This window comes from Arsenicicoccus sp. oral taxon 190 (assembly GCF_001189535.1).
In the GTDB taxonomy this organism is placed as follows: domain Bacteria; phylum Actinomycetota; class Actinomycetes; order Actinomycetales; family Dermatophilaceae; genus Arsenicicoccus.
The window spans coordinates 1,925,420-1,951,668 of the sequence record NZ_CP012070.1 but is presented as its reverse complement, the minus strand read 5'-3'; the positions used below and the strand labels follow the sequence as shown (position 1 = coordinate 1,951,668).

Genomic DNA, 26,249 nt, shown 5'->3' with positions numbered 1-26,249 from the left:
GGTGGCGGCGCCGTCGGCGTCCGTCCGCTCACCTCGACCACCGACGGCAGCGACCCAGCGACCGCCGCGACCCGAGCGACCGCCGCGACCCCAAGCGACCCCAGCGACGGCTCAGGCGGGTGCCTTGCGCAGCCGCGCCGTGAACCTCACCTCGGTGCCCCGCGGCTCGCGGCCGCTCCACGTGATGCGGCCCCGCAGGTCCTGCACCAGGCTCGAGACGATCTGGGTGCCGAGGCTGTCGCCATTCGGCGTGAAGTCGGCGGGCAGACCGGCACCGTCGTCCGAGACCGTGACCGTCAGCAGGTCGCCGTCGTCCTCGGTCCCCCGCGGGTCCGGGCCCCGCCGCGCCTCGATGACCAGGTCCCCGCCGACGGGCGACAGGCCGTGCTCCACGGCGTTGGACACCAGCTCGGCCATCACCATCGACAGCGACGTGGCGTCCTCGGCGCGCAGCCGCCCGAAGGAGCCCTCGAGCCGCGCCCGCACCGGCTCCTCCGTGCGGGCGACCTCCACGACGGCGTTGATCGAGCGCTTGACCACCTCGTCGAAGTCCACCTGCTCGTCGAAGCCCTTGCTCAGCGTCTCGTGCACCATCGCGATGGTCCCCACCCGCCGCACTGCCTCGTCGAGCGCGACCCGCGCGTCGCCCGGGGGCAGCCGGCGCGCCTGCAGCCGCAGCACCGCCGCGACGGTCTGCAGGTTGTTCTTGACGCGGTGGTGGATCTCCCGGATCGTCGCGTCCTTGGTCATGAGCTCCCGCTCGCGGCGCCGCAGCTCGCTGACGTCGCGCATCACGATGAGGGCGCCGACCCGCTCGCCCCGCTCGGTCAGCGGGATGGCCCGCATCGTCAGGTGCCCCGCCCGGGTCTCCACCTCGGTGCGCCAGGGCGCGCGCCCCGTCACGACGAGGGCGAGCGTCTCGTCCACCGGCGCGTGGTCGCGCAGCGCCTCGGTCGTGATCTCCGCGAGCACCGCCCCGATGACCGGACCGACGTGCCCGATGCGGTGCAGCCCGGACACGGCGTTGGGGCTGGCGTAGGTGATGACCCCGTCCACGTCCAGCCGCAGCATGCCGTCGCCGATGCGCGGGGCGCCGCGGCGCTGACCGGTCGGCACCTCGCTGCTCGGGAACGCCCCCGACGCCGTCATCCGGCACAGCGCGTCCCCGGTGGACATGTAGCTGAGCTCCAGCCGGCTCGGCACCCGCAGGTAGGCCGGGTTGGTGCACCGGCTCATCACGGCGATCGCGCGCCCCTCGTGCACCACCGGGATCGCGTCGATGCGAACCCCGTCGTCGTCGATCCACCCCGGGTCGCGGTCGCGCACGATCCGCGCCGAGGCGTAGGCCTCGTTGAGCGCCGGGCGGCGCCGCCGCGGCATCCGGGTGCCGACGATGTCCTCCGCGAAGACCATCCGCCCCGTCGTCGGGCGGGCGTGCGCGACGATCAGCCACTCCCCCGCCGCCGTCGGCACCCACAGCACCATGTCCGCGAAGGTCAGGTCGGACAGGATCTGCCAGTCCCCGACCAGGAGGCGCAGCCAGTTGATGTCGGAGGCGTCGAGCTCGGTGTCGGCGCGCAGGATGTCGGTGAGGGTCGCCACCGGCCCACCCTAGGCCACGGGTGGGGGCGGCATACGCACCAGCACGTATGCCGCGCCCCCGCACGACGGGGCCGCCGTCAGTCGCTGCTGCCGCTGCGGATCACGCTGCGCAGCGTGCGCAGGGCGACCGAGAGCGGGGCGATGCCCGGACGCTCCAGCCGGGTGATGCCCGACAGGGAGGTCTGCGCCCGCGCCAGCTGGTCGGCGTGCAGCTCCTCCCAGCGGGCGATCTGCTCGCCGGGGTCGGTGCGGTCGCCCGCGGTCCGGAGCACGGCGACCGTCAGGGCGCTCAGCGCGCCGTAGAGGTCGTCGCGCATCGAGCCGCGCGCCAGGGCGTCCCAGCGGTCGTCGCGCGGCAGCGCGGACACCCGGGTGAGCAGCGTGTCGACGCCGAAGTGCTCCGACAGCTGGAAGTACAGCCGGGCCACGTCGTCGACGTCCCGGTCGCAGGAGCGGGCGATCTCGACGATGTCGAGCACCGAGTAGAGGTCCAGCACGCCGGCGGCGCTGACGGCCAGGTCCTGCGGCACCCCTTCGTCCTGCAGCCGCCGCGCCTGCTCCAGCAGCCGCTCGTGCTCGCTACCCTTGAGCAGGTCGGCGATGCGCGGCTGCAGCCGACGGGCCGCCTCCGCGAAGCGGTCGATCTCGGCCTGGACGTCCAGCGTCGCCGCGCGGTTCTGCAGGAACCACCGGGTCGCGCGGTCCATCAGCCGCCGGAACTCGAGGTACATCCACGTCTGGGTGTCCGTGGAGACGACGTTGTCCAGCGCCTCGACCCGCGTGACGAAACCTCGCAGGTCGAAGACCTCGCGGGCCACCACGAAGGCCTTGGTGATCTGCTCGGGGCTCGCCGCCGTCTCCTCGATCGCGCGGAAGGCGAAGGTCATGCCGCCGCGGTTGATGAGGGAGTTGACGACCGAGTTGATGATGATCTCCCGCCGCAGCGGGTGCGCCTGCAGCTCCTCGGCGTAACGCTCCCGGACCGGCTCGGGGAAGTACTCGGCCAGGGTGCTGCGGAAGAACGGCTCGTCGGGCAGCCCGCTGTCCTGCAGGTCGGCCTTGAGCGCCAGCTTGGAGTAGGCCACCAGCACCGACGCCTCCGGGGAGGTCAGGCCCGCGCCGTCGGCGTTGCGCTGGTCGATCTCGGCGTCCGAGGGCAGGAACTCCAGCGACCGGTCGAGCTCGCCGCGCTCCTCCAGCCAGCCGATGAGCCGCTTGTGGGCGGGCAGCATCAGGTGCTCCTGGTGGCGGGCGTTGCCGAGCAGGACGTTCTGCTCGTAGTTGTCCCGCAGCACCTGGTAGGCCACCTCGTCGGTCATCGAGGCGAGCAGCTCGTTGCGCTGCTTGAGGGTGAGGTCGCCCTCCTTCATCAGCCCGGTCAGCAGGATCTTGATGTTGACCTCGTGGTCGGAGGTGTCCACCCCGGCGGAGTTGTCGATCGCGTCGGTGTTGACGTGGATCCCGGCCCGGGCGGCCTCGATGCGTCCCAGCTGGGTGGCGCCGAGGTTGCCGCCCTCCCCGACGACGCGGCAGCGCAGGTCCCGCCCGTCGACCCGGATCGGGTCGTTGGCGCGGTCACCGACCGACGCGTTGGTCTCGGGGGAGGCCTTGATGTAGGTGCCGATGCCGCCGTTCCAGACCAGGTCGACCGGCGCCTGCAGGATCGCCTTCATCAGCTCGGCCGGCGTCATCGTCGCCGGGGCGTTCTCGATGCCGAGCGCCTCGGCCATCTGGGGCGACACGGGCACCGACTTGGCGGAGCGGGGGAAGACCCCGCCGCCCTCGCTGATCAGCGCCTCGTCGTAGTCGGCCCACGAGGATCGCGGCAGGTCGAAGAGGCGGCGGCGCTCGGCATACGAGCTGTCGGCCACCGGCGAGGGGTCGACGAAGATGTGCCGGTGGTCGAAGGCCGCGACCAGGCGGATGTGCTCGGACAGCAGCATGCCGTTGCCGAAGACGTCACCGCTCATGTCGCCGACGCCGACGACCGTGAAGTCCTCGGTCTGGGTGTCCAGCCCGAGCTCGCGGAAGTGCCGCTTGACCGACTCCCAGGCACCGCGCGCGGTGATGCCCATGCCCTTGTGGTCGTAGCCCGCCGACCCGCCGGACGCGAACGCGTCGTCGAGCCAGAAGCCGTAGGACTGCGCCACGCCGTTGGCGATGTCGCTGAACTTCGCGGTCCCCTTGTCGGCCGCGACGACCAGGTAGGGGTCGTCGGGGTCGTGCCGCACGACGTCCCGAGGCGGCACGATGTCCTGCCCGACGCGGTTGTCGGTCAGGTCGAGCAGCCCGGAGATGAAGAGCTTGTAGGCCTCCACGCCCTCCGCGAGCCAGGCGTCCCGGTCCACCGCCGGGTCCGGCAGCTGCTTGGCGAAGAAGCCGCCCTTGGAGCCGGTGGGCACGATGACGGCGTTCTTGACCATCTGCGCCTTGACCAGCCCGAGGACCTCGGTGCGGAAGTCCTCGCGGCGGTCGCTCCACCGCAGGCCACCCCGGGCGACGTTGCCGAACCGCAGGTGCACGCCCTCGACGCGGGGCCCGTAGACCCACACCTCGAACCTCGGCCTGGGCGCCGGCAGCCCGGGCACGGCGTGCGGGTCGAGCTTCATCGCAAGGTAGGGCTTCCAGGAGCCGTCCTCGGCACGCTGGTAGTAGTTGGTGCGCAGCACCGCCTGGATCGTGCCGAGGAAGGCGCGGATGATCCGGTCCGCGTCCAGCGACGCGACGTCCTCCAGCGCCTCGAGGATCTGGTCCACGACCTCCTGCTCAGCCGTATGCCGCTCCCCCAGCCCCGCCTCGTCGGAGAAGCGGTCCAGCCCGAACCGCGTCTCGAACAGCTCCACCAGCATCCGCGCGATCCGGGGGTTGGTGACCAGGACGTCCTGGATGTAGCTGGCGGTGAAGGTGGTGCCGGCCTGGCGGAGGTACTTGGCGATGGAGCGCAGGATCACGACCTGGCGGGCGGTCAGCCCGGCGCCGAGGACCAGCGCGTTGAGCCGGTCCGACTCGATCTCCCCGCTCCACGCCTGCGCGAAGACCTCCTGCACGTGGCCGCGCACGTCGCCGCCGTGGTCGTCCCACGCCTGCGCGCTCGGGGCCTTGAGCCCGAAGTCGTAGACGAAGGCGGGACCCCGGCCGTCCCGCTCCACGGCATACGGCCGCTCGTCGGTGACCTCGACGCCCAGGTTGGTGAAGATCGGCAGCACCCGGGACAGCGACAGCTCACGGTCGGTGTAGACCTTCATCCGCCGCTCCTCGGCGGGGGCGCCGAGCGGCTGGTAGAGGTTGAGGCCGAGCCGGCCGTCGCCGAGCGCCTCGAGGTGCTCGAGGTCGACGACCGCGACGCGGGCCGTGAAGTCCTCCTTGTAGGCCTGGGAGAACCCCTCGCCGTAGGTCTTCAGCAGCCGAGCGGCCTCCTCCTCGCCGTGCTCGTTGGTCACCGCCTCGCCCAGGTCGTCCCCCCAGGCGCGCGTGATGTCGATCATCTTCTTCTCCAAGGCTTGTCGGTCGACGTCGGGCAGGGCGACGCCGCGGGGCGTCCGGACCACGAAGTGCAGGCGGGCCAGCGTGGACTCGTTGACGCGGGTGGTGTACTCGATCTCGTCGCTGGCGAAGGCCTCGCGCAGCAGGGCCTCGATGCGCAGCCGCGAGTAGGTGTTGTAGCGGTCGCGGGGCAGGTAGACGAGGCAGGACGTGAACCGGCCGTAGACGTCCTGCCGCAGGAAGACCCGCAGCTGGCGACGCACCTTGGCGTGGATGATCGCCATGGCGGTCTCGGCGAGCTCGGCCGGCTCGGACTGGAAGATCTCGTCGCGGGGGAAGGTCTGCAGCACCCCGACGAGGTCGCGGCCGTCGTGGCTGTCGGGGCTGTAGCCGGACAGCCGCAGCGCCTCCTGGACCTTGTCGGCGACGACGGGGATGCGCAGCACGGAGTCGGTGTAGGCGCCAGACGTGAACAGCCCGAGGAAGCGGCGCTCGCCCACGACGACGCCCTCGTCGTCGAAGGTCTTCACGCCGATGTAGTCCAGGTAGGCGGAGCGGTGCACCGTCGAGCGGGAGTTGGCCTTGGTGATGATCAGCACGTGCGGCTCACGGGCCTTGGCCCGCACCTCGCCCTCGAGGTGGGGCACCGAGGCCTGCCGCTCGTCGTAGCGCAGGATCCCGAGGCCGGTGCCCTGCACGGCCCGCAGGGCCAGCTCGTCGTCGCCGCCCTCCAGCTGGTAGTCGCGGCACCCGACGAAGGTGAAGTTGTCGTCGGCGAGCCACTCGAGCAGCCGCACCGCCTGGTCGACCTCCTCGTCGGGGACGTGCGGCGGGCGGTGGTCCTGCAAGTGGGCCGCCGTCGCGGCGGCGCGGTCGCGCATCTTGGGCCAGTCCTCGACGGCCTCGCGGACGTCCCCGAGGACCCGCCGGACCCGGGCCTCCAGGTCGCGCAGGTCCTGCGGGTCGGACTCGCGGTCGATCTCGACGTGCATCCAGGACTCCACCACCACGTCGAACTCCCCGGCCGGGGCGTCCTCGGGGTCCACGTCCAGGACCTCGACCAGCCGGCCCTCCAGGTCGCGGCGCACGACCAGCCGCGGGTGGACGATGTGGTGGATGGTGCGGCCGTCGAGCATGATCGCGGCGTTGACCGAGTCCACCAGGAAGGGCATGTCGTCGGTCACGACCTGGACGACGGTGTGGCCGCAGGACCACTTGTTCTCCGCGACGGTGGGGGTGAAGACCCGCACGTTGGCGGTGCCCTGGTCCCGTTGGCGGGCGAGGTCGCGGTGGGACAGCGCGGCGCCGAGCAGGTCCTCCGGCGCTCGGGCGGCGAGGTCCTCTGACGCGGTGTGCCAGTAGTAGCGGGACAGGAGCTGGGCGGTGGTGCCGTCCCGGGAGCGTCCTGCCACCTGCGCGGCCGCGGTCAGCAGCTCGTCGCGGGACTGGTCGAAGGATGCAGACATGGCCTGTGACTACCTCATCGATCTCGACGGGTGCACGACGGTGTGCACTGGGTCCGAGACTAGCCGCTCGGCGCGGCCGCCACGGGCCGCCCCCTGCCTTCGCGACGGGGGTCTCACCGCAGGATGATGCGTCGAACCACGACCCCGGCGTGTTTTCTCCTGCGGCCATGCGCACGGACGCGTGGACATGCACCGACGTCGAGAGGCGACACATCGGGGTCATGACCCGCGGATGACCCCGATCTGTCGCCTCTCGACGGGAAGGGCGCGGCGGGCTGTGGACGAACCGCGTCACCCCGGGGCGCGCCGCTAGAGTCGACGGGTGCTCTCCCGCCCTCGCCCCCTCACCCGTGCGGGTGACCCAGCGGCGGCCCGGCGTTCCCTCGCGGCGGCCGTCGACGACGCGGCCGCCGAGATCGCGTGGGCCGCTCGCGCGGTCGAGCCGGCGCCGCAGGTCCGCGGTGAGCTCGTCGCCTGCCTCGACCAGCTCGAGCAGTGCCTGGCGCAGGTCGCGGCCGAGCTCGACGGCGCCCCGGCTCAACCGGCTCGCCCATCGTCCCCCTCGGGCGCACGATGAGCCCGTATGCCGCCGCCGGCGCCGACCCGGCCTCGGTCTCGGCGCTGGCTGCGACGCTGCGCCGGCAGGAGCAGGGGCTGCGCTCCGCCCTGGCGGGGGCGGCGCCGGTGAGCGGCGAGGCGCCGGTGAGCGGCGAGGCGCTCGCCCGGCTCGACGCCGTCGTGACCGCCCTGGGGCTGCTCGCGGAGGCGACCCAGCGTCACGCGGTGGTGCTCGCCGACGTGGGTGCCCTGGGTGCCGACCCGACGGAGCAGCAGCTGGCGCAGGCGCGGCTCCGGGCCGATGTCGTCCGCCTCGGTCGCACGTTGGCGCGTGTCCGCGAGAGTCTCGCCGACGTCTCCGGCTGAGACCAGACGACGCTGCGAGCCGCGGCGCGCTGCGGCGCGCTGCGGCGCTAGGGCCCGGCTGCGGGCTGCGGCGCGCTGCGGGCTACGGCGGGCTGCGGGCTACCGCGTCAGGGCTGCTCGAGCAGGCGCAGCACGTCGCCGAGCTCGGTCACGTCGTACCACAGCAGGTCGGCGTCCTCGTGCGCGACGGTCTCGTCGACGTGGAACGCGACGACCCGCTCCCCCGACACCGGGCCGGTGACCCGCACCTCGGCATAACCCCCCGGGAGGTCCTCCACGGCGGCGGTCGGCAGGTCCGCCGCCGCGACCACCCGGCGTCGGCCGGTGGCGCCCACGCCGGCCTGTGCCGCGGCCTCGAGGAGGGCGTCATACTCGCGCTCCTCCTCGTCGGCGTTGGCGAGCTCGGCGACGACGGCGGCGGTGACGGCGTAGCCGGTCGCGGCCGCCCCCTCCGCGAGGACGGTGCCCTCGCGCTGCAGCAGGCGCAGGGCCTCCGGGTCGAGGGGCAGGTAGGTGCGTCGCAGCGACATGGTGGCTCCTGGGCGGCTTCGGGGCGTGCGTGGCTCGGGCGGACGGGGACGGGCGGGGCGAGCGGTCAGGTGCGGTCGGCCAGCTCGGCGAGCGACTCCGTCAGCGCGTCGGCCAGGGTGTCCAGGTCGGGGACGAGGTCCCGGTCGGCGTTGATGCCGAAGTGCACCCCACCGGCGTAGGACGTGACGCCCACCGCGATGGCCTGCCCCTCGGCCACCGGCATCACAGGATAGGTCGCCGTCATCGGCGCGGTGCCGAGGTAGCGCAGCTGCTGCGGGCCGGGCACGTTGGTGACGACGAGGTTGAAGAGTCGCCGCGAGGCGAGGCTGCCGAGCCGGGCGCCGAGCGAGTGCAGCGTCGGCGAGGAGAACCCGGCGAGACCGGCCAGCGTGCCCGCCCCGATGGCCCGGCCGCGGTCGACCTGGCGCCACATGGCGTAGGCGATCTGGTGCAGCCGCACGAGGGGGGTGGGCTCCCCCACCGGCAGGTCCACGAAGCAGGCCGAGAGCCGGCTCGCCGAGGCGCCCTCCCCGTCGGTGTCGTAGACGCTTACGGGCACGAGGGCCCGCACCGCCGTGGTGCGGGTGACCGGCAACCCGCGAGCCTCCAGCCACGAGCGCAGCGCGCCGGTGAGGACGGACAGGATCACGTCGTTGACGTCCGGGACCAGACCCACGTCCCCCCGGTCGGCGTCCGCCCGGACCCGCCGGTAGTCCTCCAGGCTGGTGGTGACGGTGGTGAACCGGCGCGCCTGCCCCGTGGGGCCGTTGAGCGGGCTCTCCGCCGCAGGTCGCGCCGCGCTGCTCAGGACGGCCGACGCCACCTCCCCGACGCCCGACAGGATCCGGGTCCCGGCGGTGCGCAGCTCCGCGACGCCGTGGCCCGCCACCTCGACCACGCGGCCCGGGCTGCGCGCCGCCCCGACCAGGGCCCCCAGCACCAGCTGGAGGTCGCTCGGCTCCCGCGCGGGACGCCAGTCGGTCGCCTCCGGGGTGTCGGCGGTCGGCTCGTCGTCCAGCAGCAGCTGCCCGAGGTCGACGGTGTCCACGCCGTCCACGAGCGCCTGGTGGGTCTTGGTGACCAGGGCGAACCCGCCGCTCGCCAGACCCTCGACCAGGTAGAGCTCCCACAGCGGACGCGCCCGGTCCAACGGCCGCGCGAGCACCCGGGCCACGAACTCGTCCAGCTGGTCGGCTGTGCCGGGCCGCGGCAGGGCCGCCCGCCGGACGTGGTAGGTGATGTCGAAGGCCTCGTCCGTCACCCACACCGGGTTGGCGACGCCTCCGGGGACGGACCGCACGCGGTGCCGGTAGCGGGGTGCCTGGGCGATGCGGGCGCTCACCCGCGCGAGCAGCTCGGCGTGGGTGGGGGCGGTGTCGGGCTCGTCGAAGACGAGGACGGCCCCCACGTGCATCACGGCGTGGGGCCGCTCCAGGTAGAGGAACGAGGCGTCCAGCGGGCTGAGTCGAGCGCTCACCTCGCCATGCTCCCATCCCGTCGCCGGGTCGTCTCCCCGGGTGGTCGGTGGTCGCGCCCGGTCAGTAGGCGCCGTCGCCCTTGATGACGGCGCGGGCGGTCTTGAGCAGGATCTGCATGTCCATGCCCACCGACCAGTTGTCGACGTAGCGCAGGTCGAGGTTGACCGACTGGTCCCAGTCGAGGTCCGAGCGCCCACTGACCTGCCACAGGCCGGTCAGGCCCGGCTTGACGCGCAGGCGGCGGTTGTCCTTGTCGTGGTACTTCTCCGCCTCCTCCGCCAGCGGGGGCCGCGGGCCGATGAGGGCCATGTCGCCGCGGAGCACGTTGATCAGCTGGGGCAGCTCGTCGATGCTGTAGCGCCGGATGATCTTGCCGACCTTGGTCACCCGCGGGTCGTCGGCCATCTTGAAGAGCACGGTGTTGCCCTCGCCGGTGGTCGCCTGGTGCTGCTTGACGAGCTGGGCGCGGAGCTGGTCGGAGTCGACCACCATGCTGCGGAACTTCAGCATCGTGAAGGGCTCGGCATCCTGACCCAGTCGCTGCTGCGTGTAGAAGACCGGACCCTTGCTGGTCAGCTTGATGGCGATCGCCGTGGCGATCAGGATCGGCGAGACGGCGAGCAACGCGAGCAGCGCGATCGAGCGGTCCTGGATGTTCTTGACCAGACCTCGCCCGAACTTGTCGGACGGCCGCTCCCAGTGGAGCAGCTGCAGCCCGGACGTCGGCTGCATCGTGACCAGCGACGGCGTGGTGTCGACCATGCCCGGGGACACGACCAGGTCGGCCCCGGTGCGCTCGAGGGCCCACGACAACCGCCGCAGCGAGGTCCCGGACAGGCCGCCACCGGTGACCACGACCACGTCGACGTCGTGGTCGACGACCATCTGCGGGATCTCCGAGAGCACGCCCCACACGGGGACCTGGACGCCTCGGGTCATGGGGACGACGTCGAGGCTGGACAGCGCCATGCCGACGACCTCCATCCCGTGGTCGCGGGTGGTCGCGAGCTCGCGGGCGAAGGCTCCGGCCGTCAGGCCGTCGCCCACGACCAGCGTGCGCAGCATCGCAGAGCCGGCGGTGCGCTGGCGCTTGAGCGAGTGGCGCACCATGAGCCGGTGCACGATCGTCAGGAAGGCGATGGCCGGCACGCCGACGAGGACGTAGCGCCGGGGCAGCTCGACCTTCATCGCGTAGGCCATGAAGCCGAGGACCGCCATGGCGCCGAAGGCCGCGCCCACCACGGCCTGCAGCGCCGCCGTGACCTCGCTCATGCGGCGCAGGTCGTAGCCCCGCCGCACCAGCAGCAGGACGGCCCACAGGACCCCGGTGGCCAGTGCGACGCCGAGGGACTCCCCGAGCGAGCGCCAGTCGTTGATCATCAGGACGAAGGTCATGCCGACCGCGATCAGCACGTCGCCGGCGATCGCGTGCGCCATGACGGGCCGCTCCCACCGCGCCCTGCGCCGGTGGGCGCGGGCGACCGGGTCGAAGTCCTGGGGGACGTCAGCGGTCCCGGCCGGCTCGGGCGCTGCCGGCACGACATACGGCCTGTCGGCCGCCCACGAGATCCGGGTGCGAGTCGTCGGCTCCCGGCGCTCGTCCCCCTGGACCGGCTCGCCCTCCGTCCGCTCCTGCTGGACCGTCATCTACCCCCCTGCCCTCGACCTGTCGTCTGGGTCACGTCCGGACCAACACTACGGGCGGCGGAGAGCGTGTCGCCTGCCGTTGCGTCATCTACGCACGAGCGGCGGTCGGTGCACACTCTCGGTGAGACCTACTCACTGGATGTGAGATCGCGCTGGTCATCGGCCAGCTCGGACACCAGCCGCGCCGCCAGCGTGGCGAACGCCTGGCGCACCGGAGCCCCGTCCGCGGACTCGTGCAGTGCCCGACCGGACAGCAGCGCGGCATCGACCTGGTCCGGCTCGAACGGGACCAGGCAGGGGTCCTCGAGACCCACGAAGCGCGCCAGCACGCCCTCGATCTGACGGGCTGGGCGCGGACCGACGGCGCTCGCCCGGACCTTGTTGACCACGACGTGCGCGGGCGTAAGACCGCGCTCGGACAGCTCCTGGGCACCACGCACCAGGCGCTGCAGACCCACCGGGTCGGCGGCCCCCACGAGCACCACCGCGTCGGCGAGCTCGAGGGCCGCCAGGGTCGCCATGTTGCGGCGGGGCGCCACCGTGTCGTAGCTCAGCTCCTCGTCGTCCTCCAGGCTCGCGGCACAGTCGACGACCACCACGTCGGTGTCGAGGCGGGCCACCTCGAGGAGCCGCTCCACGGCCCCGCCCCGCAACTCGGGCCAGCGCTCCGCGGCCGGCAGCCCCGTGAGCACCCGCAGCCGCGGCAGCGCGACCGGCGCCAGCCGCGTCAGGGCGGCCACGTCGAGCGTGCCGTGCTCCGCCGCCCGGCAGGCCGCGGCCACCCCCGGGGCCTCGTCGAGGACGGCCAGGTGCTGCGCCACCGAGGCCGCGTGGGTGTCGAGGTCGACCAGCAGCACCTCGCGCCCCAGCACCGCCAGCTCGGCCGCGAGGTTGACCGCCGTCGTGGTGCGCCCCGGGGCGCCGTGCGGCCCCCAGACCACGACGACCTGCCCGGTGGCCGGCGCGGGCGGGGCGGCGGCCTCGTCCTCGGCGGCGGTGGGTGCGGGCGGTGACGTGGCGAGCGCGGCCACGACCGCGCCATACAGGTCCGCGGGGGCCGCGTCGGGCCGCACGAAGTGCCGCACCCCGATCTGCCGCAGCCGTGCCTCCCCCGCCTCGTCCTCGGCGCCGACCAGCCCCAGCACCCCGACCGACTGCAGCCGCAGGTCGCGGACGGCGCTGAGATCCAGGCCCCGCAGCGCCGGGGAGACCACCGCCACCTGGCCGAGCCCGGCCTGGGCGGCGGCGAGCAGGTCCGCGAGGTCGACGCAGCGACGCTCGACCTCGACGCGCCCGCCGAGGGCACCCACCACCGCGGCGTCCCACGCGTCCGGGAGCGCTGTCAGCACCACGGGACGGCGCGAGCCGCTCACGACGCGCTCCGCAGCACGGCTCCGGGCAGCGGCACGGCGGTGACCCGGTCCTTGGCGTCGACGGCGGCCAGCAGCTGCGGCACCACCCCCGAGGGGACCCAGAGCTGCAGCGTGACCACGGACCCGCCGCCCATCAGGCTCGCCGCCTGCTCGGGGTCCCGGGCGACCGTGGCGCCCTCGACGACCCGGACCGGGGCGGCATACACGTCGGAGCCGCCCACGGAGCTGTGCTTGCTCACCCACACCTCCACGGCGGTCCCGCGCACCAGCGGCCCGGCCGACCCGGACGGGACCGTCACCGACACCTGCCGCTGGCCGACCTGCTCGCGGGTGCCGAGCGCGGCGACCGGGACCAGCTCGCCGGAGCGGACCGGGTGGACGACGTACGACCCGTCGCGAGGCGGCGCGGCGGCCCGCAGGTAGTCCTGCTCGAGCTGGCCGAGGCGCACCTCGACCGCGCGCAGGTCGGCCGGTGCCAGGGCCTCCCCCGGGCTCAGGTCGCGGGCCGCGACGTAGACCCGGGTCGTGTCCTGGGCCGCCGCGACCACCCGGGAGCCCAGCAGGATGCTGCCCAGGACCAGCAGCACCCCGACGACCAGCCGGGCGTCGCGCCAGGACGGGGCGCGCAACCGTCGCGCGACGGGCCGCTCCACGGCGGTGGCACCGGCGTCCCGCGACGCACCTCGGACTCCCATGACTGCCTCCTCACGTGCCCGCTCGCGTCGGCGGGCTCCTCCCATGGTGACGAAGGACGACGACGGGCGTCGTTCGTCATCCACAGGCTCCTGCGGCCCCCGTCCCGGTTGTCCACAGGGCACGGCGAGAGCCGGGGCGGCGGCCCTACACTCGTGCACGCCGAAGCCCCGCCGGACCTCCGCCCGGGTGCCGCACCCCCTGAGGAGCACCATGCCCAAGCGATTCATCCAGCTCGCCGACGTGGCCGAGATCCTGGACATCTCGGCCGCCCAGGCCTACGCCCTGGTGCGGTCCGGCGAGCTGCCGGCCATCAAGGTGGGCGGCCGGGGTCAGTGGCGGGTGGAGACCTCCGAGCTGGAGGACTACATCCAGCGGATGTACACCGAGACCCGGGACTTCGTGGCCAAGCACCCCTTCGGGCAGACCGACGCCGAGGGCTGAGCCCGCCTCACCCCTGGCGCACCGACCCGAGGGCGGCCAGCGGCACCGTGACGACGCGCGCCCGGCTCGAGCGGCGCGGCGCCACGTCCACCGGCAGCAGCGCCAGGTCGACGTGGTCGGCGCCCACGGCCATGAGCACCCCCTCGTGCACGCAGCCGTCCACGTCGGACAGCCGGACCGGGCGCCGATCCCGTGCCAGGTCCCGCAGCGCGGCCGCGACCGGGCTTCGGGACGCGACGGTGCCGGGGCGGACGGCCCGGCCCAGGCCGACCAGGGTGGTCACCGCCGCCAGTCGTATGACGCACGCCCCGCCCTCCTCCGTCAGCCGCACCCAGCCGTCGCCGACCTCGTCGACCAGTCCGCTGACGTCCACGCCCCCGGGCAGCCGCACCTCGACGGGCTGCCCGAGGCAACCGGTGAGCCGCGCGGCGAGGTCGATCGACGCCCGGTCGCGCCGGACCCGGTCCGGCACCGACCCCAGCTCCTCGGCCCGGGCGGCCTCGGCCCACCGACCCTCCAGGTCGTCGAACAGCTCGTCCCACCGTGACATGACGCCTCCTCGCATCCTCAGGGGCAGCGTAGGCACAGATGACGTGACGTGACGGCGCGGTAGAGCCGATGGCCCAGGGTGGGACACGGCGCGTGGACACTGTCTCACCGAGGGCTACCAAGCCGCCTCTTTCGGACACAGGCATAGGCAAACCAACGCAAACTGCCTAGGTTTCTTCCCATGCCAGCCCCCGCCACTGATCTCGTCACCGATGACGCAACCTCGGTGATGGCAGCCGCACGACCCTCCCGCGCCCGCGCCGTCATGACCGTCCTGTCGCTCGCCGTCGCGGGGGTCGCCGTCGGCGCGGTCGGCGTCCACCTGCTGCCGCAGATCCTGCGCGGCTCCTCGGGGTCCGGCCCGGCCTCCGCTGCGGGGACTGCGGGCGCTCCGGGTGCCACGGACCTGTCGGGCGCACTCGAGGCGGCCGTCGCGGCGGCCCTGCTGCTCGCCGCCGGGTGCTGGCTCCTGCTGCTGGCCCGTGACACCGCCGTGCTCGCGCGACGGGGCCGCACCACGGCCGTGACCGGTCCGGCGCGGCCCGCCGCGCGGGCCCGGCTCCGCCTCGCCGGCCTGCTGCTGGGCGCCGGGGTGAGCGCCACCACCGTCCCGGCGCAGGCCGCCGGCGGGACGTCCGTGGTCGCGACGTCACCCCGCGAGGCCGGGCCGGTCTCGCCCGAGCTGTCCACGGTCACCGGCCCGGGGCCGGTGTCCCCGGAGCTGCGGGGCGAGCCGCAAGCCCCCACCCTGCGGGACGAGCCGCCGGGACCGACCACCCACCCCACGGCCCCCGCTCGACCGCTCCCTTCTCGACCGCTCCCCGCCCCCGCGCAGCGCACCCTCCCGGGCGCTGGCTCCGAGCACGTGGTCCGTCGCGGGGAGACGCTCTGGTCCATCGCCGCCGCCTCGCTCCCGCAGGGAGCCTCTCCCGCCGCGGTGGCGCGGTCCTGCCGGGCCTGGCACCAGCACAACCGCGCCGTCATCGGGGACGACCCGGACCTCATCCTGCCCGGCCAGGTGCTGCACGCACCCGGCCACCATGCGGCCACCGGTGGCCGGTCATGACCGCCCCCACCCCCGCAGCCGCGCAGCTGTGGGCCCGCCCCGCGCCCGTCATCGCGCCGCGGCCGGTCCACCGCCTCGCCGACGTCATCGACCTGCGCGGTCCCGACGCGGTGGCGGCCCAGCCGGCGCTGGCCCTGGACTTCCGCGGCGCCGACGACGGCTTCGGGCCGAGCCCGACCTCCAGCTCGGACCTGCCGTGCCCCCGTGCCTGGGGGCAGCAGGTGAGCCAGGCCCTGGTCGAGGTGCTCGGCGCGCACCGGCCCGTCACGCAGCTGGTGCGGTGGACCACGACCGACGTCTACGCCCGGCTGGCCCGCGGCGCCCAGGCCGTCCCCAGCCGCCACCCCGGCCGAGGGCGGCGGCCCGTGGTGCGGCGGGTGCGCGTCGACGACTGCCGCGACGGCGTCGCCGAGGTCGCAGCGGTGGTCGTGGTGGGCGAGCGGGTCCGGGCCCTCGCCTTCCGGATGGTGGGGCGGGACGGCCGGTGGGTGATCGACCAGCTGACCGTCGGGTGAGGGCCCCGCGAGACGGGGGCGGCGGCATACGGACGCGGGGCCGGGAGCAGACAGCTCCCGGCCCCGTCATCGTGCGGTCGGACGTCAGCGGGCCTTGCGACGGCCCTTCTTGGCGGCGCGCCGCTCCTTGCGGCTGCCCTCGGCGTCGCGCGGCGTCCCGCCCTCGTCGTGCTCCTCGACCGAGCCGTCCTCGCCCGGGGCGCTGTAGTGCAGCTGCTGCCGGGCGTGCTCCTGCTCCAGGCCCTTGGCCTTGAAGGCGGCCTTCTGCTCGGCGGCGTCGGCGAGGCGCTGCGCCTCCTCCTCCCCGATCTCGACGTCGAGGTTGAAGAGGTAGGCGACAGACTCCTCCTTGATCCCCTCCATCATCGCCTCGAAGAGCAGGTAGCCCTCGCGCTGGTACTCCACGAGGGGGTCCCGCTGGGCCATGGCGCGCAGGCCGATGCCCTCCTGCAGGTAGTCCATCTCGTAGAGGTGCTCGCGCCACTTGCGGTCCAGCACCGACAGGACCACGCGGCGCTCGACCTCGCGCATGACGTGCTCGCCGAGCTCGGCCTCCCGCCGGTCGTAGGCGTGCTGGGCGTCGGACTTCAGCTCGAGCGCGAGGTCCTCGGACCGCAGCGCCGACCGGCCACCCGCCTCGGCCTCCAGCTCCTGCCAGGTGACCCCGACCGGCCAGACCTGGCGCAGCGCGGTCCACAGCCGCTCCAGGTCCCACTGCTCGGGGAAGGCCTCGCCGGTCTCGGCGGAGACGTAGGCGTCCACGACGTCGTTGAGGAAGGCCCGGATCTGCCCCTGCAGGTCCTCGCCGTCGAGCACCTTGCGCCGCTCGTCGTAGATGACGGTCCGCTGCCGGTTGAGGACGTCGTCGTACTTCAGGACGTTCTTGCGGATCTCGAAGTTGCGGCCCTCGACCTGGGTCTGGGCGCTCTGGATCGAGCGGGAGACCATCTTGGACTCGATCGGCACCGACTCCTCGATGTTGGCCCGCGCCATGAAGGTCTCGACCATCTGGCCGTTGAACATGCGCATCAGGTCGTCCTGCAGGGAGAGGTAGAAGCGGCTCTCCCCCGGGTCACCCTGGCGTCCCGAGCGGCCGCGGAGCTGGTTGTCGATGCGGCGCGACTCGTGGCGCTCGGTGCCGAGGACGTAGAGCCCGCCGAGGCTCACGACCTCCTCGTGCGCGGACTGCGCACCACGCTCGGCGTCCGCGAGCGCCTCGTCCCACGCGGCTTCGTACTCCTCCGGCGTCTCGTCGGGGTCCAGCCCGCGCGCCCTGAGCGCCTGCATCGCCCGGAACTCGGGGTTGCCGCCCAGGATGATGTCGGTGCCGCGGCCGGCCATGTTGGTGGCGACGGTGACCGCGCCCTTGCGCCCGGCCTCCGCGACGATCCCGGCCTCCGACGCGTGGTGCTTGGCGTTGAGGACCTCGTGCGGGACGCCCCGACGACGCAGCAGCTCGGAGAGGTACTCCGACTTCTCCACCGACGTGGTGCCGACCAGGACCGGCTGACCCACGCGGTGCCGCTCGACCAGGTCGTCCGCGACGGCCTCGAACTTCGCGACCTCGGTGCGGTAGACGAGGTCCGGCTGGTCCTTGCGGATCATCGGCATGTTGGTGGGGATCGGCACGACGCCCACCTTGTAGATCTGGTGCAGCTCGGCGGCCTCGGTCTGCGCGGTGCCGGTCATGCCGGACAGCTTGGTGTAGAGCCGGAAGTAGTTCTGCAGCGTGATCGTGGCGAGGGTCTGGTTCTCGTTCTGGATCTCGACCCCCTCCTTGGCCTCGATCGCCTGGTGCATGCCCTCGTTGTAGCGGCGGCCGGGCAGCATGCGACCGGTGTGCTCGTCGACGATCAGGACCTCGCCGTCGATCACGACGTAGTCCTTGTCGCGCTTGAACAGCTCCTTGGCCTTGATCGCGTTGTTGATGTAGCCGATCAGCGGGGTGTTGACGGACTCGTAGAGGTTGTCGATGCCGAGGTAGTCCTCCACCTTGGCGATGCCGGACTCGAGGATCCCGACGGTCTTCTTCTTCTCGTCGACCTCGTAGTCGCCGCGGCCGTCCTCGCCGCGCTGCAGCCGCGTCACGAGCCGCGCGAACTCGACGTACCACTTCGTGGCCTGGTCGGCGGGCCCGGAGATGATGAGCGGGGTGCGGGCCTCGTCGATGAGGATCGAGTCGACCTCGTCGACGATCGCGAAGTGGTGCGGCCGCTGCACGAGCTCCTCGGTCGACCAGGCCATGTTGTCGCGCAGGTAGTCGAAGCCGAACTCGTTGTTGGTGCCGTAGGTGATGTCCTTGGCGTACTCCACCCGGCGCTGCTCGGGCGTCATCGACGCCAGGATGCACCCGGTCTCCAGGCCGAGGAAGCGGTGGACGCGCCCCATCTGCTCGGCCTGCGTCGAGGCGAGGTAGTCGTTGGTGGTGACGATGTGGACGCCCTTACCCGTGAGCGCGTTGAGATAGCTCGGCAGCGTCGCGACCAGGGTCTTGCCCTCACCGGTCTTCATCTCGGCGACGTTGCCCTGGTGCAGCGCGGCGCCGCCCATGAGCTGCACGTCGAAGTGCCGCTTGCCGAGCGTGCGCTTGCTGGCCTCGCGCACCACCGCGAAGGCCTCGGGGAGGATGTCGTCCAGGGTCTCGCCGTCGGCGAGGCGCTGCCGGAAGGTGTCGGTCTCGGCCCGCAGCTCGGCGTCGGAGAGCTTCTCGAAGTCCTCCTCGATGGCGTTGACCTGGGCGGCGATGCCCTGCAGGCGACGCAGGGTCTTGCCCTCGCCGGCCCGCAGCAGGCGCTCGATGACTGACACGTGGTGCTCCCTCGGTGCGTGGTGGCTCGTGGGCCCGGCGGGGCCGGGCACACCCTGCCCAGACTAGTGCGTCACCTGGGTCGACGCGCTCACCTCGGGCGGCCGGCTCTCGTGGACGACGTCGGGCACGCCGAGCCAGCGCCCCAGGGCGGCCAGCTCGCGCTGCAGCGCGTCCCACGTGTCGGCGTCGCCGACGGCGTGCTCCTCCAGGTGCGTGCTGCGCACCAGCAGCCGCCCGGTGGGCCGGTCCGCCTTGAGGTCGACCCGCGCCGCGAGGCGCTCGCGGTGCAGGAACGGCAGCACGTAGTAGCCGTGCACCCGCAGGTGCGCCGGCACGTAGATCTCCAGCCGGAAGTCGAACCCGAACAGCGCCCGGGTGCGGTCCCGCTGCCACACCAGCGAGTCGAAGGGGCTGAGCAGCGCGCTCGCCTCGACCCGCCGCGGCACCCGGGCGAGGTGGTGCACGTATGCCGTCCGCCGCCACCCCTCGACCTGCGCCGGCTCCAGCACCCCCCGCTCGACCAGGGTCGCGATCGCCGACCGCGCCTGCTCGGGGCGCAGCCGGAAGTAGTCGCGCAGGCACTGCTCCGACCCGACCCCGAGGGCCCGCGCGGAGCGCTCCACCAGCCCCACGAACCGCTCCGGGTCCCGCTCAGGGGTCGTCGGGGCGGTGACGGCGTCCGCCAGCACCTCGCGGGGCAGCACCCGGTCGAGCGCGGCATACCGGCGCTCGAAGCCGGGCGTCCGCCCGGCGCTGGTGACCTGGCCGGCCCAGAAGAGGTGCTCGAGGGCGCTCTTGACCAGGGACCAGTTCCACCCCCAGTCCTCGCGGGAGCGGGGCACGTCGTGGGCGAGCGCCGCCTCGACCTCGCGGCTGGTGAGGGGTCCGCGCGCGGTGACCTCGGCCAGGACGGACGCCACCAGCTCGGGATGGTCGGCCGCGACCCGCCGCATCCCGCCCCAGCCGTCCTCCAGTGCCCGGTGCATCCGGAAGCCCAGCAGCGGCCAGGTCGACGGCGGCACCAGCGAGGCCTCGTGGGCCCAGTACTCCACCATGCGCCGCGGCGCGCGGTCCCGCAGCCGGTCCAGCGACGCGGGGTCGTAGCCGCCGAGCCGGGACCAGAACGGCAGGTAGTGGCTGCGGGTGAGGACGTTGACCGAGTCGATCTGCACCACCTGGACGGTCTGCAGCACCCGGGTCAGGTCCCGGCTGCCCACCTCCGCGGGCCGCGGCCGGGCGAAGCCCTGCGCCGCCAGCGCCATGCGGCGGGCCTGCGGCAGCGTCAGCCGGCGGGTCCCGGTCATTCGGGCAGGTCGAGGATCTTCTCGCGGACCGCGAAGACGACGGCCTCCATCCGCGAGTGCAGCTGGAGCTTCTCGAGGATGTTGCGCACGTGGTTCTTGACGGTGTTCTCGGAGATGAACAGCTCGGTGGCGATGTCCTTGTTGGCCATCCCGCGCGCGACGAGCTTGAGGACCTGCAGCTCGCGCTCGGTCAGGCGCGGGACCGGCATCGCGGGCCGCTCCTCCTCGCGCTTGATCAGCTGCGCGAACTCCTGCAGCAGCTTGGACGCCATCGGCGGGGAGATGAGCGACTGCCCGGCCGCCACCTGACGGATGCCGGCGGCGATCTCCTCCCCCGGCACGTCCTTGAGCAGGTAGCCCGTGGCGCCGGCGCGGACGGCGGCATACAGGTCCTGCTCCTCGTCGGAGATGGTGAGCATGACGACCTTGGCGGAGGGGACGACCTCGCGCAGCCGCGCCGTGGCGTCGGGGCCGGACAGCCGTGGCATCCGCACGTCCATCAGCACGATGTCGGGGACGAGCTCCTCGGACCGGGCGACCGCCTCGGCGCCGTCGCCGGCCTCGCCGACGATCTCGATGTCGGGCTCCTGCCCCAGCACCATCTCCAGGCCGCGGCGGTAGAGCACGTGGTCGTCGGCCACGAGGACCCGGATGCGCTCGGTCGCGGGGACCCGGCGCGGCCCGGCGGGACGCTGCGGGTGGCCGCCGGGGCGAAGGTGGGGGGCCGTCATGGGCAGCATCTAAGCACGCGGACCAGTCGTCGGCAGGCCCTGGGGTGCGCGCGCCGACGATTGGCCGGGAGCGCCAGGGGTGGCCGAGCTCGTTGCTCGACCACCCCTGGGGCACAACGTCGGTCAGGCGGTGCGGCTCTCGAGGTCCGGGACGGCCGGCTCGGTCTGCAGGTGCAGCACGCCGTAGGACCACCCGCGGCGGCGGTAGAGCACGCTCGGGCTGCCGCTCTCGGCGTCCGTGAAGAGGAAGAAGTCGTGCCCGACCATCTCCATCTCGTAGAGCGCCTGCTCGAGGTTCATCGGCGCGGAGCGGTGGTGCTTGACCCGGACCTCGATGGGCGAGTCGGCCACCTCGACCACCTCGGGGCCGTCGTCGACGGGCTCGGGCGCGGGCGTGGCCCGGGGCGCCGCGGCCTCACCGGAGGCGGCGGCCGGGGGCGCGGCCAGCAGCTCGGCGGGCGCGTCGGTATCGGTGGAGGTGGTGATCCTGCGGCGCTTGCCCCGGCGCCGGTCGTTGGCCCTCTTCAACCGGTCGAGCAGCTTGTCCGCGGCGACGTCGAAGGCGGCGTACTTGTCGTCGGCGGCGGCCTCCGCGCGGATCACCGGGCCCTTGATGCGGCAGGTGATCTCGACGGTGGTGGCGCTGCTGCCGGGGCCGCCGTGCTTGCTGACGACGATGTCCAGCCGCGGATCACGGTTGGCCAGGAGCTCGATCTTGCCGAGCTTGTCACTGGCGTGCTCGCGGAACCGGTCGGAGATGGGGACGTGACGGCCGGTGATCTGGATGTCCATGTGGATTGCCTCCTGGAAGGGGTGGACCTGCTCGACGTGCTCAGGCTGGGCAGCCTGCGCGGGTGTCGCACCACCTCCCTCCCACCTGGAGGACCTCGCTCGACTTCGAGCCGTCCGACGACGTTAGCGCAGCCACCCGAGAAATCCCAGGGTGCGCGCCGCACGCTCCCTGACCGGAGCAGGCGCCCGCCGGGATCCGCGGGGGCGCAGCGACTCTCCTCCACGGACCGGGTCACCGGGTGGGGGGAGCGGCGCGGCGCGCGGTGGCCGCCACGACGACGGCGCAGGCCACCTCGAGCCCGCACTCCTGCAGCACGCGGGTCGTCTCCACGAGGGTGGCGCCGGTGGTGAGCAGGTCGTCGACCACCACCACCGGGGTCCCCCCGAGACCTCGGGCCTTGACCCGGTCCCGGTCCCGGGGTCGCATGCTCCCCCGCAGGTTGAGCGCGCGGGCGCGGTCGCCGAGGGTGGCCTGGTCGGCGGGCACGCCGCGGGTCGCGAGCAGGGGGCGGCTCGTGCAGCCGGGCACCTGGCGGCAGGCGGCGGCTGCGAGCGCCTCGAGCGGCCGGTCCCCGCGGCGCCGCCGAGCGGCCGCCGACGTGGGTACCGGGACCACCGTGACCTCCCCCATGCCCGCGAGCTCGCCCAGCGCCCCGATCCGGCCGGACCCCGCCTCCCGTGCCACGCCGGTCCGCAGGCTGCGCACCGCGAGCGCCAGGCCCGGGGCGAGCAGCTCCGCCAGCGCCGGGCGCAGGTCGCGCCGCCCCTCGTCCTTGTAGGCGTGGAGCAGCCGCCGCACCACCCCGTCGTTGACCGCCGTCGCCAGCACCGGGGGCAGCCCCGGCGGCCGCGGGTCGGGCGACACCAGCCGCGGGCCCGCGGGATAGCACCAGCCCCAGGCGCCCTCGCGGCAGGGCGGGCAGACGCTCCCGCCGGGGCGTCCGCAGGCGCCGCACATCACGGGCAGCGCGAGGTCGACCAGGGCGCTGCCCAACCCACCCAGCACGACCCCTCCCGACCCAGCCGCCACGTCCCCTCCGACCCCTCCGAGCCCGTGCCCGTATGCCGCCCGCACCCTCCCACGGCGCGGGCGGGGTCGGGGCGCCCGCGGCACCGGCCTGTGGACGGCGGCGCGACGACGTGCGGCTCGTCCACAGGCCCCGGGGCGCCGGAACGGATCGAGGAGCGCCCTGCGGGGTCGGCGCCGACGGTCGGCCTCAGTGCCCGGGCACGACGAAGTCGCTGGTGGCGACCAGCGGCACGAACTGGTTGCCGGCACGGACCAGCGCCACGCCTCGGCGGGTGGTGACGACGATGTTGCGGGTCCCGGCATACGTGGTGATGCCGGTCGCGCCCGGCACCGGTCCGAGGGTCTGGCTCGGTCCGCTGATGGGGGCGACGACGACCCGGTGGTCCGCGGCCGGGTCGCTGCGGCCGACGACGCCGAGGGTCTCGGTATCGAGCCAGGCTGCGTCGACGACCTCGGTCAGGCCGCCCGCGACCGCGATCGGGGCGGCCAGCCCGACCGGGTGACCGTCCTTGCGCAGGACCCCGGCGACGCCGACCGAGGTGCGGCCGTCCTTCGCCCCCTGGGAGACGACCAGGACCCGCTGCCCGTCGGGCGAGGGGCGCAGCGCCACCACGGTGCGGTCGGCGAGCCAGGGCACGTTGATGGCAGCGGGCGGTCGCCCGGACAGGTCCGCCGTCGGTTGGACCAGGACCCGGGTCCCTCCGGCGGTGCGGCCGGACAGCCACAGGTGGCCCGAGCCGTCGTAGGCGGGCCGGGTCAGGTCGGTGCCCACGTCGGGCACCTCGACCAGCCGGCCGTCGCGCCACCGCGCCAGGGCGCTGCGGTCCCCGTCGATCCCCGCGACCTCGTGGCCGTCGGGGGACACCGCGAGCCGGAACCACCGGGCGCCGACCTGGGGCAGCGGCGGGCCGGCGACGTCACGCTGCGGCAGTCGCTCCTGCCGGACCTCGGGGTCGGCCAGCCGGGCCGGGTCGGCGCGCTCCAGCCCTGCCCGGCTGCGCAGCAGCACCGGCCCGGACGGCTGGGTCGGCGGGTGCAGGCTGACGTCGGCGGCGGTCAACGGCCGGTCCGGCAGCCCCGGGACCGTGAGGCGCGAGCCGTCGGCCTCGAGCTGGACGGCGTCGACCCCGGTCAGCGCCGTCAGGGTCGTCGTGAGCTGCTGCCACATCAGCCGGCGGTTGCGGTCGTCGGCGTTGATGGCGCGCCCGCTCAGGGCGACGTGCGCCACCTGCGACTCCACGGAGACCGCACCCATGGACAGGTCGGTGTACTCCGGGATGCCGGTCACGACCGCACCCTGCAGGTAGCTCGGGGGCGGGGACAGCTGCGCCCGGGTCAGCCGGGTGATGAGGCCGGGCCCCTGCAGGAACCAGCGCCGGTCCGTGACGGCCACGTCGTCCTGCGGGGCGGCATACGTGAGGGCGAAGCTGGAGTAGCGGCCGAAGTCCGCGCGGCTGATCCAGGCCGCGGTGAGGCGGTCCAGCCCCCCGTCGATGCGCCACTGGTCGTCGACGCGCGCCAGCGTGAGGGTGGCGGTGCGGACCTGCCCGGGGGGCAGCTCGACGTAGTGCCCCTCCTTGTCCAGCTCCGCCGAGGCGGTCCCCGTGACGGTGACGGTGCCGGGGCGCACGACCGCCACCCGCAGCGCCTGCGGGTTCTCGTAGATCCAGGCCGACCCGTCCGGGTGCCACTGGGCGGAGGCGCTGGCGGTGAGGTACTCCCGGGCCACGCCGCTGTCGTCGTCGGCGCCGACCCCGGCCCGCAGGAAGTCCAGGACCAGCGCGTCGGCGTCCGACCCGGGGACCGGGCCCCGCGGGATGATCCGGACCCCCTCGGGCTGGGCCCGGCCGACGACCTGGCCCTGCTCCACGGGGGTGGACCCGGGCAGGCCGTGGCACGCCCCGAGCAGCACCGCGACCAGGCCGGCCAGCGCGGCCGCCCCGGCACCGCGCAACGCAGGACCCGCCCCCCGACCGCGCGCGGGACCCTCGGCCCTGCCTCGCGCGTGCCGCGTCATGGCTGGTTGACCCCGCTCTCGTCCTTGTGCGGCGGCTGCGCCCGCAGCTCCTCCGGCACCATCGCCAACGTCCCGGCGCCGAGCGAGGTGCCCGGCACCGGGTCGAGCACGTCGGCCTCGGAGGGGTGCCGCTGCACCGGCGGGTTGACCCGCATCCCCGGCGGCTGCATGGCCAGCGGGGACTCCGTGAAGTCGGTCCCGAAGACGATCGGCACCGTGAGGCGGAAGCACGAGCCGAGCCCGGGCTGGCCCCAGGCCTCGAGCCAGCCGTGGTGCAGGTGGGCGTCCTCCAGGGAGATCGACAACCCCAGCCCGGTGCCCCCCGTGGTGCGCGCCCGCGCCGGGTCGGCCCGCCAGAAGCGGGTGAACACCATCGACGCCTCGCCCGGCCGCAGCCCCACGCCGTTGTCGCGCACCGCGACCGCGGCGGCATCGGCGTTGCGGGCGATGTCCACGACGATCGGCCGGCCCTCGCCGTGCTCGATCGCGTTGACCACGAGGTTGCGCAGGATCCGGGTGAGTCGGCGCCGGTCGGCCCCGACGACGACCGCGTGCCCCGGGCCCCGCACCGTGACCTCGCTGCCGCGGCGGTCGGCGAGCGCCGCCGCGTCGTCGACGACGCCCTCGGCCAGCTCCACCAGGTCCACCGGCACGGCCTCCAGGCTCGCCGCCCCCGCGTCGATGCGGCTGATCTCGAGCAGGTCGGTCAGGAGATTCTCGAACCTCTCGAGCTGCCCGGTCAGCAGCTCCGCGCTGCGGGCGGCGGCCGGGGAGGCGAAGCCGTCGCGGGCGTCATACAGCACGTCGGCGGCCATGCGGACGGTGGTGAGCGGGGTCCGCAGCTCGTGGGACACGTCGGAGACGAACTGCTGCTGCACCTTGGACAGCCCCTCGAGCTGCACGATCTGGGTCTGCAGGCTGGAGGCCATCCGGTTGAAGGACCGCCCGAGGACCGCGATGTCGTCGGTGCCGCGCACGCTCATCCGCTGGTCCAGCCGGCCCGAGGCGAGCCGCTCGGCGACCTGGGCGGCACGCCGCACCGGCTCCACGACCAGCCGGGTCACCACGAAGGCGACACCGCCGATGAGGACCACGAGCAGCACCCCGGCCAGCAGCAGGTTGCGGGTGACGATGTCCAGCGCCTTGGCCTCGGCGCGCATCGGGTAGGCGTAGTAGAGGTCGTAGTCGCCGACGCCCGGCGGCAGCTTGACCTGGGCGCCGACGAGCACGGTGGGCAGCTCCCCGCCGTCCCGGCGCAGCGTCACGACCTGCAGCTGCTGGTGCTTGGCGTCGGCCTTGACCTGCTCGCGCAGCCCCGACGGCACCTCCCCCAGCGCGAGGTCGCCGGACGCCACCGTCGGCAGCGGGGCGCGGGTGTTGCCGACCGTCGGGGTGAGCAGCACGTCGCGGGAGCGGTCCGGGGCCATGTCCTGCTGCACCACGTCCGAGGCCATGACCCGCAGGTTGGTGTCGTCGGTCTTGTCGGCGTGGTCGAACCTCGTCTGCGCCGCGCTGACCCGCACCGCCGCGTCGTTGGCGGCGGTCGAGAGCTTCTCGTCGGTGAGGCCGTCGGCGACCCGGCCGTGCAGGTAGGACCCGACGATGAGCATCATCGCCGTCGACAGCAGCATCGTGCTGGTGACGGTGCGCAGCATGAGCGAGCGCCGCCACAGCTCGACGACCCGGGTGACCGAGCTGCGCAGCCAGGGCCACGACCGGGCCAGCACCCGGCCCCCGAGACGAGCGGTCCGACCTCGCAGGGCGACGAGGTCGGACTTGAGGGTGCGGGCCATCG

20 protein-coding genes are annotated in these 26,249 nt (G+C 73.9%); 5 read left to right on the top strand and 15 right to left on the bottom strand.

Translation table 11 applies throughout. The features are described 5' to 3' along the window. Positions 1 to 111: 111 nt before the first annotated feature. Entirely contained in the window at positions 112 to 1,602 is a 1,491-nt protein-coding gene (locus ADJ73_RS09120) for a sensor histidine kinase (RefSeq protein WP_050348015.1), read from the bottom strand. 77 nt (positions 1,603 to 1,679) lie between these two features. Beyond that, the gene (locus tag ADJ73_RS09115; protein ID WP_050348014.1) at positions 1,680 to 6,551 is read right to left on the bottom strand and encodes an NAD-glutamate dehydrogenase; all 4,872 of its coding nucleotides are present in this window, start codon (positions 6,549 to 6,551) and stop codon (positions 1,680 to 1,682) included. A 322-nt stretch (positions 6,552 to 6,873) separates the two neighbouring features. Between ADJ73_RS09115 and ADJ73_RS09110 the strand changes: the two genes are divergently transcribed. Both ADJ73_RS09110 and ADJ73_RS09105 read left to right on the top strand, forming a co-directional pair. After that, complete coding sequence (locus tag ADJ73_RS09110) at positions 6,874 to 7,128, top strand: hypothetical protein (RefSeq protein WP_050348013.1); 255 nt, start codon at positions 6,874 to 6,876, stop codon at positions 7,126 to 7,128. Then, the gene (locus ADJ73_RS09105) at positions 7,125 to 7,475 is read left to right on the top strand and encodes a hypothetical protein (RefSeq protein WP_050348012.1); all 351 of its coding nucleotides are present in this window, start codon (positions 7,125 to 7,127) and stop codon (positions 7,473 to 7,475) included. The genes ADJ73_RS09110 and ADJ73_RS09105 overlap by 4 nt, the downstream gene beginning before the upstream one ends. 107 nt (positions 7,476 to 7,582) lie before the next feature. Here ADJ73_RS09105 and ADJ73_RS16960 read toward each other — a convergent pair whose 3' ends face one another. From ADJ73_RS16960 to ADJ73_RS09080, 5 genes are all read right to left on the bottom strand, one after another. Next, entirely contained in the window at positions 7,583 to 8,005 is a 423-nt protein-coding gene (locus tag ADJ73_RS16960) for a DUF6912 family protein (RefSeq protein ID WP_050348011.1), read from the bottom strand. 65 nt (positions 8,006 to 8,070) lie between these two features. Continuing rightward, on the bottom strand, positions 8,071 to 9,483 hold the full coding sequence (locus ADJ73_RS09095; RefSeq protein WP_050348010.1) for a WS/DGAT/MGAT family O-acyltransferase: 1,413 nt from the start codon (positions 9,481 to 9,483) through the stop codon (positions 8,071 to 8,073). Positions 9,484 to 9,544: 61 nt separating this feature from the next. Next, positions 9,545 to 11,131, bottom strand: a complete 1,587-nt coding sequence (locus ADJ73_RS09090; RefSeq protein WP_050348009.1) for a sugar transferase — start codon at positions 11,129 to 11,131, stop codon at positions 9,545 to 9,547. A 128-nt stretch (positions 11,132 to 11,259) separates the two neighbouring features. Beyond that, positions 11,260 to 12,504 (bottom strand): AAA family ATPase, encoded by a 1,245-nt coding sequence (locus ADJ73_RS09085; protein WP_082176866.1) that lies wholly within the window; start codon positions 12,502 to 12,504, stop codon positions 11,260 to 11,262. Continuing rightward, the gene (locus ADJ73_RS09080) at positions 12,501 to 13,199 is read right to left on the bottom strand and encodes an SAF domain-containing protein (RefSeq protein ID WP_050348008.1); all 699 of its coding nucleotides are present in this window, start codon (positions 13,197 to 13,199) and stop codon (positions 12,501 to 12,503) included. The genes ADJ73_RS09085 and ADJ73_RS09080 overlap by 4 nt, the downstream gene beginning before the upstream one ends. 211 nt (positions 13,200 to 13,410) lie before the next feature. Between ADJ73_RS09080 and ADJ73_RS09075 the strand changes: the two genes are divergently transcribed. Continuing rightward, positions 13,411 to 13,641: a helix-turn-helix domain-containing protein gene (locus tag ADJ73_RS09075; RefSeq protein WP_050348007.1), complete on the top strand. Its 231-nt coding sequence runs from the start codon at positions 13,411 to 13,413 to the stop codon at positions 13,639 to 13,641. Between the two features lie 7 nt (positions 13,642 to 13,648). On the opposite strand, the gene ADJ73_RS09070 is transcribed toward ADJ73_RS09075, so the two are convergent. Next, positions 13,649 to 14,191: a hypothetical protein gene (locus tag ADJ73_RS09070; protein WP_050348006.1), complete on the bottom strand. Its 543-nt coding sequence runs from the start codon at positions 14,189 to 14,191 to the stop codon at positions 13,649 to 13,651. Between the two features lie 180 nt (positions 14,192 to 14,371). Between ADJ73_RS09070 and ADJ73_RS09065 the strand changes: the two genes are divergently transcribed. Then, positions 14,372 to 15,256 carry a LysM peptidoglycan-binding domain-containing protein gene (locus tag ADJ73_RS09065; RefSeq protein ID WP_216593619.1) on the top strand — a complete coding sequence of 295 codons (885 nt, stop codon included), beginning with the start codon at positions 14,372 to 14,374 and terminating at the stop codon, positions 15,254 to 15,256. Continuing rightward, the gene (locus ADJ73_RS09060) at positions 15,253 to 15,771 is read left to right on the top strand and encodes an Rv3235 family protein (RefSeq protein WP_050348004.1); all 519 of its coding nucleotides are present in this window, start codon (positions 15,253 to 15,255) and stop codon (positions 15,769 to 15,771) included. Before ADJ73_RS09065 ends, ADJ73_RS09060 begins: the two co-directional genes overlap by 4 nt. A gap of 84 nt (positions 15,772 to 15,855) precedes the next feature. Here ADJ73_RS09060 and secA read toward each other — a convergent pair whose 3' ends face one another. The 7 genes from secA to mtrB all read right to left on the bottom strand — a co-directional run bounded on the left by secA (position 15,856) and on the right by mtrB (position 26,247). Further along, complete coding sequence (gene secA, locus ADJ73_RS09055; RefSeq protein WP_050348003.1) at positions 15,856 to 18,579, bottom strand: preprotein translocase subunit SecA; 2,724 nt, start codon at positions 18,577 to 18,579, stop codon at positions 15,856 to 15,858. Positions 18,580 to 18,642: 63 nt separating this feature from the next. Further along, positions 18,643 to 19,884, bottom strand: a complete 1,242-nt coding sequence (locus ADJ73_RS09050; protein ID WP_050348002.1) for a winged helix-turn-helix domain-containing protein — start codon at positions 19,882 to 19,884, stop codon at positions 18,643 to 18,645. After that, a complete protein-coding gene (locus ADJ73_RS09045) occupies positions 19,881 to 20,615 on the bottom strand; it encodes a response regulator (protein ID WP_050349343.1) in 735 nt (244 codons plus the stop codon). The genes ADJ73_RS09050 and ADJ73_RS09045 overlap by 4 nt, the downstream gene beginning before the upstream one ends. A 123-nt stretch (positions 20,616 to 20,738) precedes the next feature. Further along, positions 20,739 to 21,407 carry a ribosome hibernation-promoting factor, HPF/YfiA family gene (gene hpf, locus ADJ73_RS09040; protein ID WP_050348001.1) on the bottom strand — a complete coding sequence of 223 codons (669 nt, stop codon included), beginning with the start codon at positions 21,405 to 21,407 and terminating at the stop codon, positions 20,739 to 20,741. A gap of 232 nt (positions 21,408 to 21,639) precedes the next feature. Then, on the bottom strand, positions 21,640 to 22,437 hold the full coding sequence (locus ADJ73_RS09035; protein ID WP_156188179.1) for a ComF family protein: 798 nt from the start codon (positions 22,435 to 22,437) through the stop codon (positions 21,640 to 21,642). 187 nt (positions 22,438 to 22,624) lie between these two features. Then, on the bottom strand, positions 22,625 to 24,391 hold the full coding sequence (locus tag ADJ73_RS09030) for an LpqB family beta-propeller domain-containing protein (protein WP_050347999.1): 1,767 nt from the start codon (positions 24,389 to 24,391) through the stop codon (positions 22,625 to 22,627). Between the two features lie 59 nt (positions 24,392 to 24,450). Further along, complete coding sequence (gene mtrB / locus ADJ73_RS09025; RefSeq protein ID WP_082176863.1) at positions 24,451 to 26,247, bottom strand: MtrAB system histidine kinase MtrB; 1,797 nt, start codon at positions 26,245 to 26,247, stop codon at positions 24,451 to 24,453. Positions 26,248 to 26,249 lie beyond the last annotated feature (2 nt).

Bases quoted from the DNA above. Each gene is read 5' to 3' on its own strand.
- ADJ73_RS09050 (WP_050348002.1), bottom strand. From the start codon at position 19,884: ATGACCGGGACCCGCCGGCTGACGCTGCCGCAGGCCCGCCGCATGGCG.
- ADJ73_RS09065 (WP_216593619.1), top strand. From the start codon at position 14,372: ATGCCAGCCCCCGCCACTGATCTCGTCACCGATGACGCAACCTCGGTG.
- ADJ73_RS09090 (WP_050348009.1), bottom strand. From the start codon at position 11,131: ATGACGGTCCAGCAGGAGCGGACGGAGGGCGAGCCGGTCCAGGGGGAC.
- mtrB (WP_082176863.1), bottom strand. From the start codon at position 26,247: ATGGCCCGCACCCTCAAGTCCGACCTCGTCGCCCTGCGAGGTCGGACC.
- ADJ73_RS16960 (WP_050348011.1), bottom strand. From the start codon at position 8,005: ATGTCGCTGCGACGCACCTACCTGCCCCTCGACCCGGAGGCCCTGCGC.
- ADJ73_RS09115 (WP_050348014.1), bottom strand. From the start codon at position 6,551: ATGTCTGCATCCTTCGACCAGTCCCGCGACGAGCTGCTGACCGCGGCC.
- ADJ73_RS09075 (WP_050348007.1), top strand. From the start codon at position 13,411: ATGCCCAAGCGATTCATCCAGCTCGCCGACGTGGCCGAGATCCTGGAC.
- ADJ73_RS09070 (WP_050348006.1), bottom strand. From the start codon at position 14,191: ATGTCACGGTGGGACGAGCTGTTCGACGACCTGGAGGGTCGGTGGGCC.
- ADJ73_RS09105 (WP_050348012.1), top strand. From the start codon at position 7,125: ATGAGCCCGTATGCCGCCGCCGGCGCCGACCCGGCCTCGGTCTCGGCG.
- ADJ73_RS09045 (WP_050349343.1), bottom strand. From the start codon at position 20,615: ATGACGGCCCCCCACCTTCGCCCCGGCGGCCACCCGCAGCGTCCCGCC.
- ADJ73_RS09080 (WP_050348008.1), bottom strand. From the start codon at position 13,199: ATGGGAGTCCGAGGTGCGTCGCGGGACGCCGGTGCCACCGCCGTGGAG.
- hpf (WP_050348001.1), bottom strand. From the start codon at position 21,407: ATGGACATCCAGATCACCGGCCGTCACGTCCCCATCTCCGACCGGTTC.
- ADJ73_RS09060 (WP_050348004.1), top strand. From the start codon at position 15,253: ATGACCGCCCCCACCCCCGCAGCCGCGCAGCTGTGGGCCCGCCCCGCG.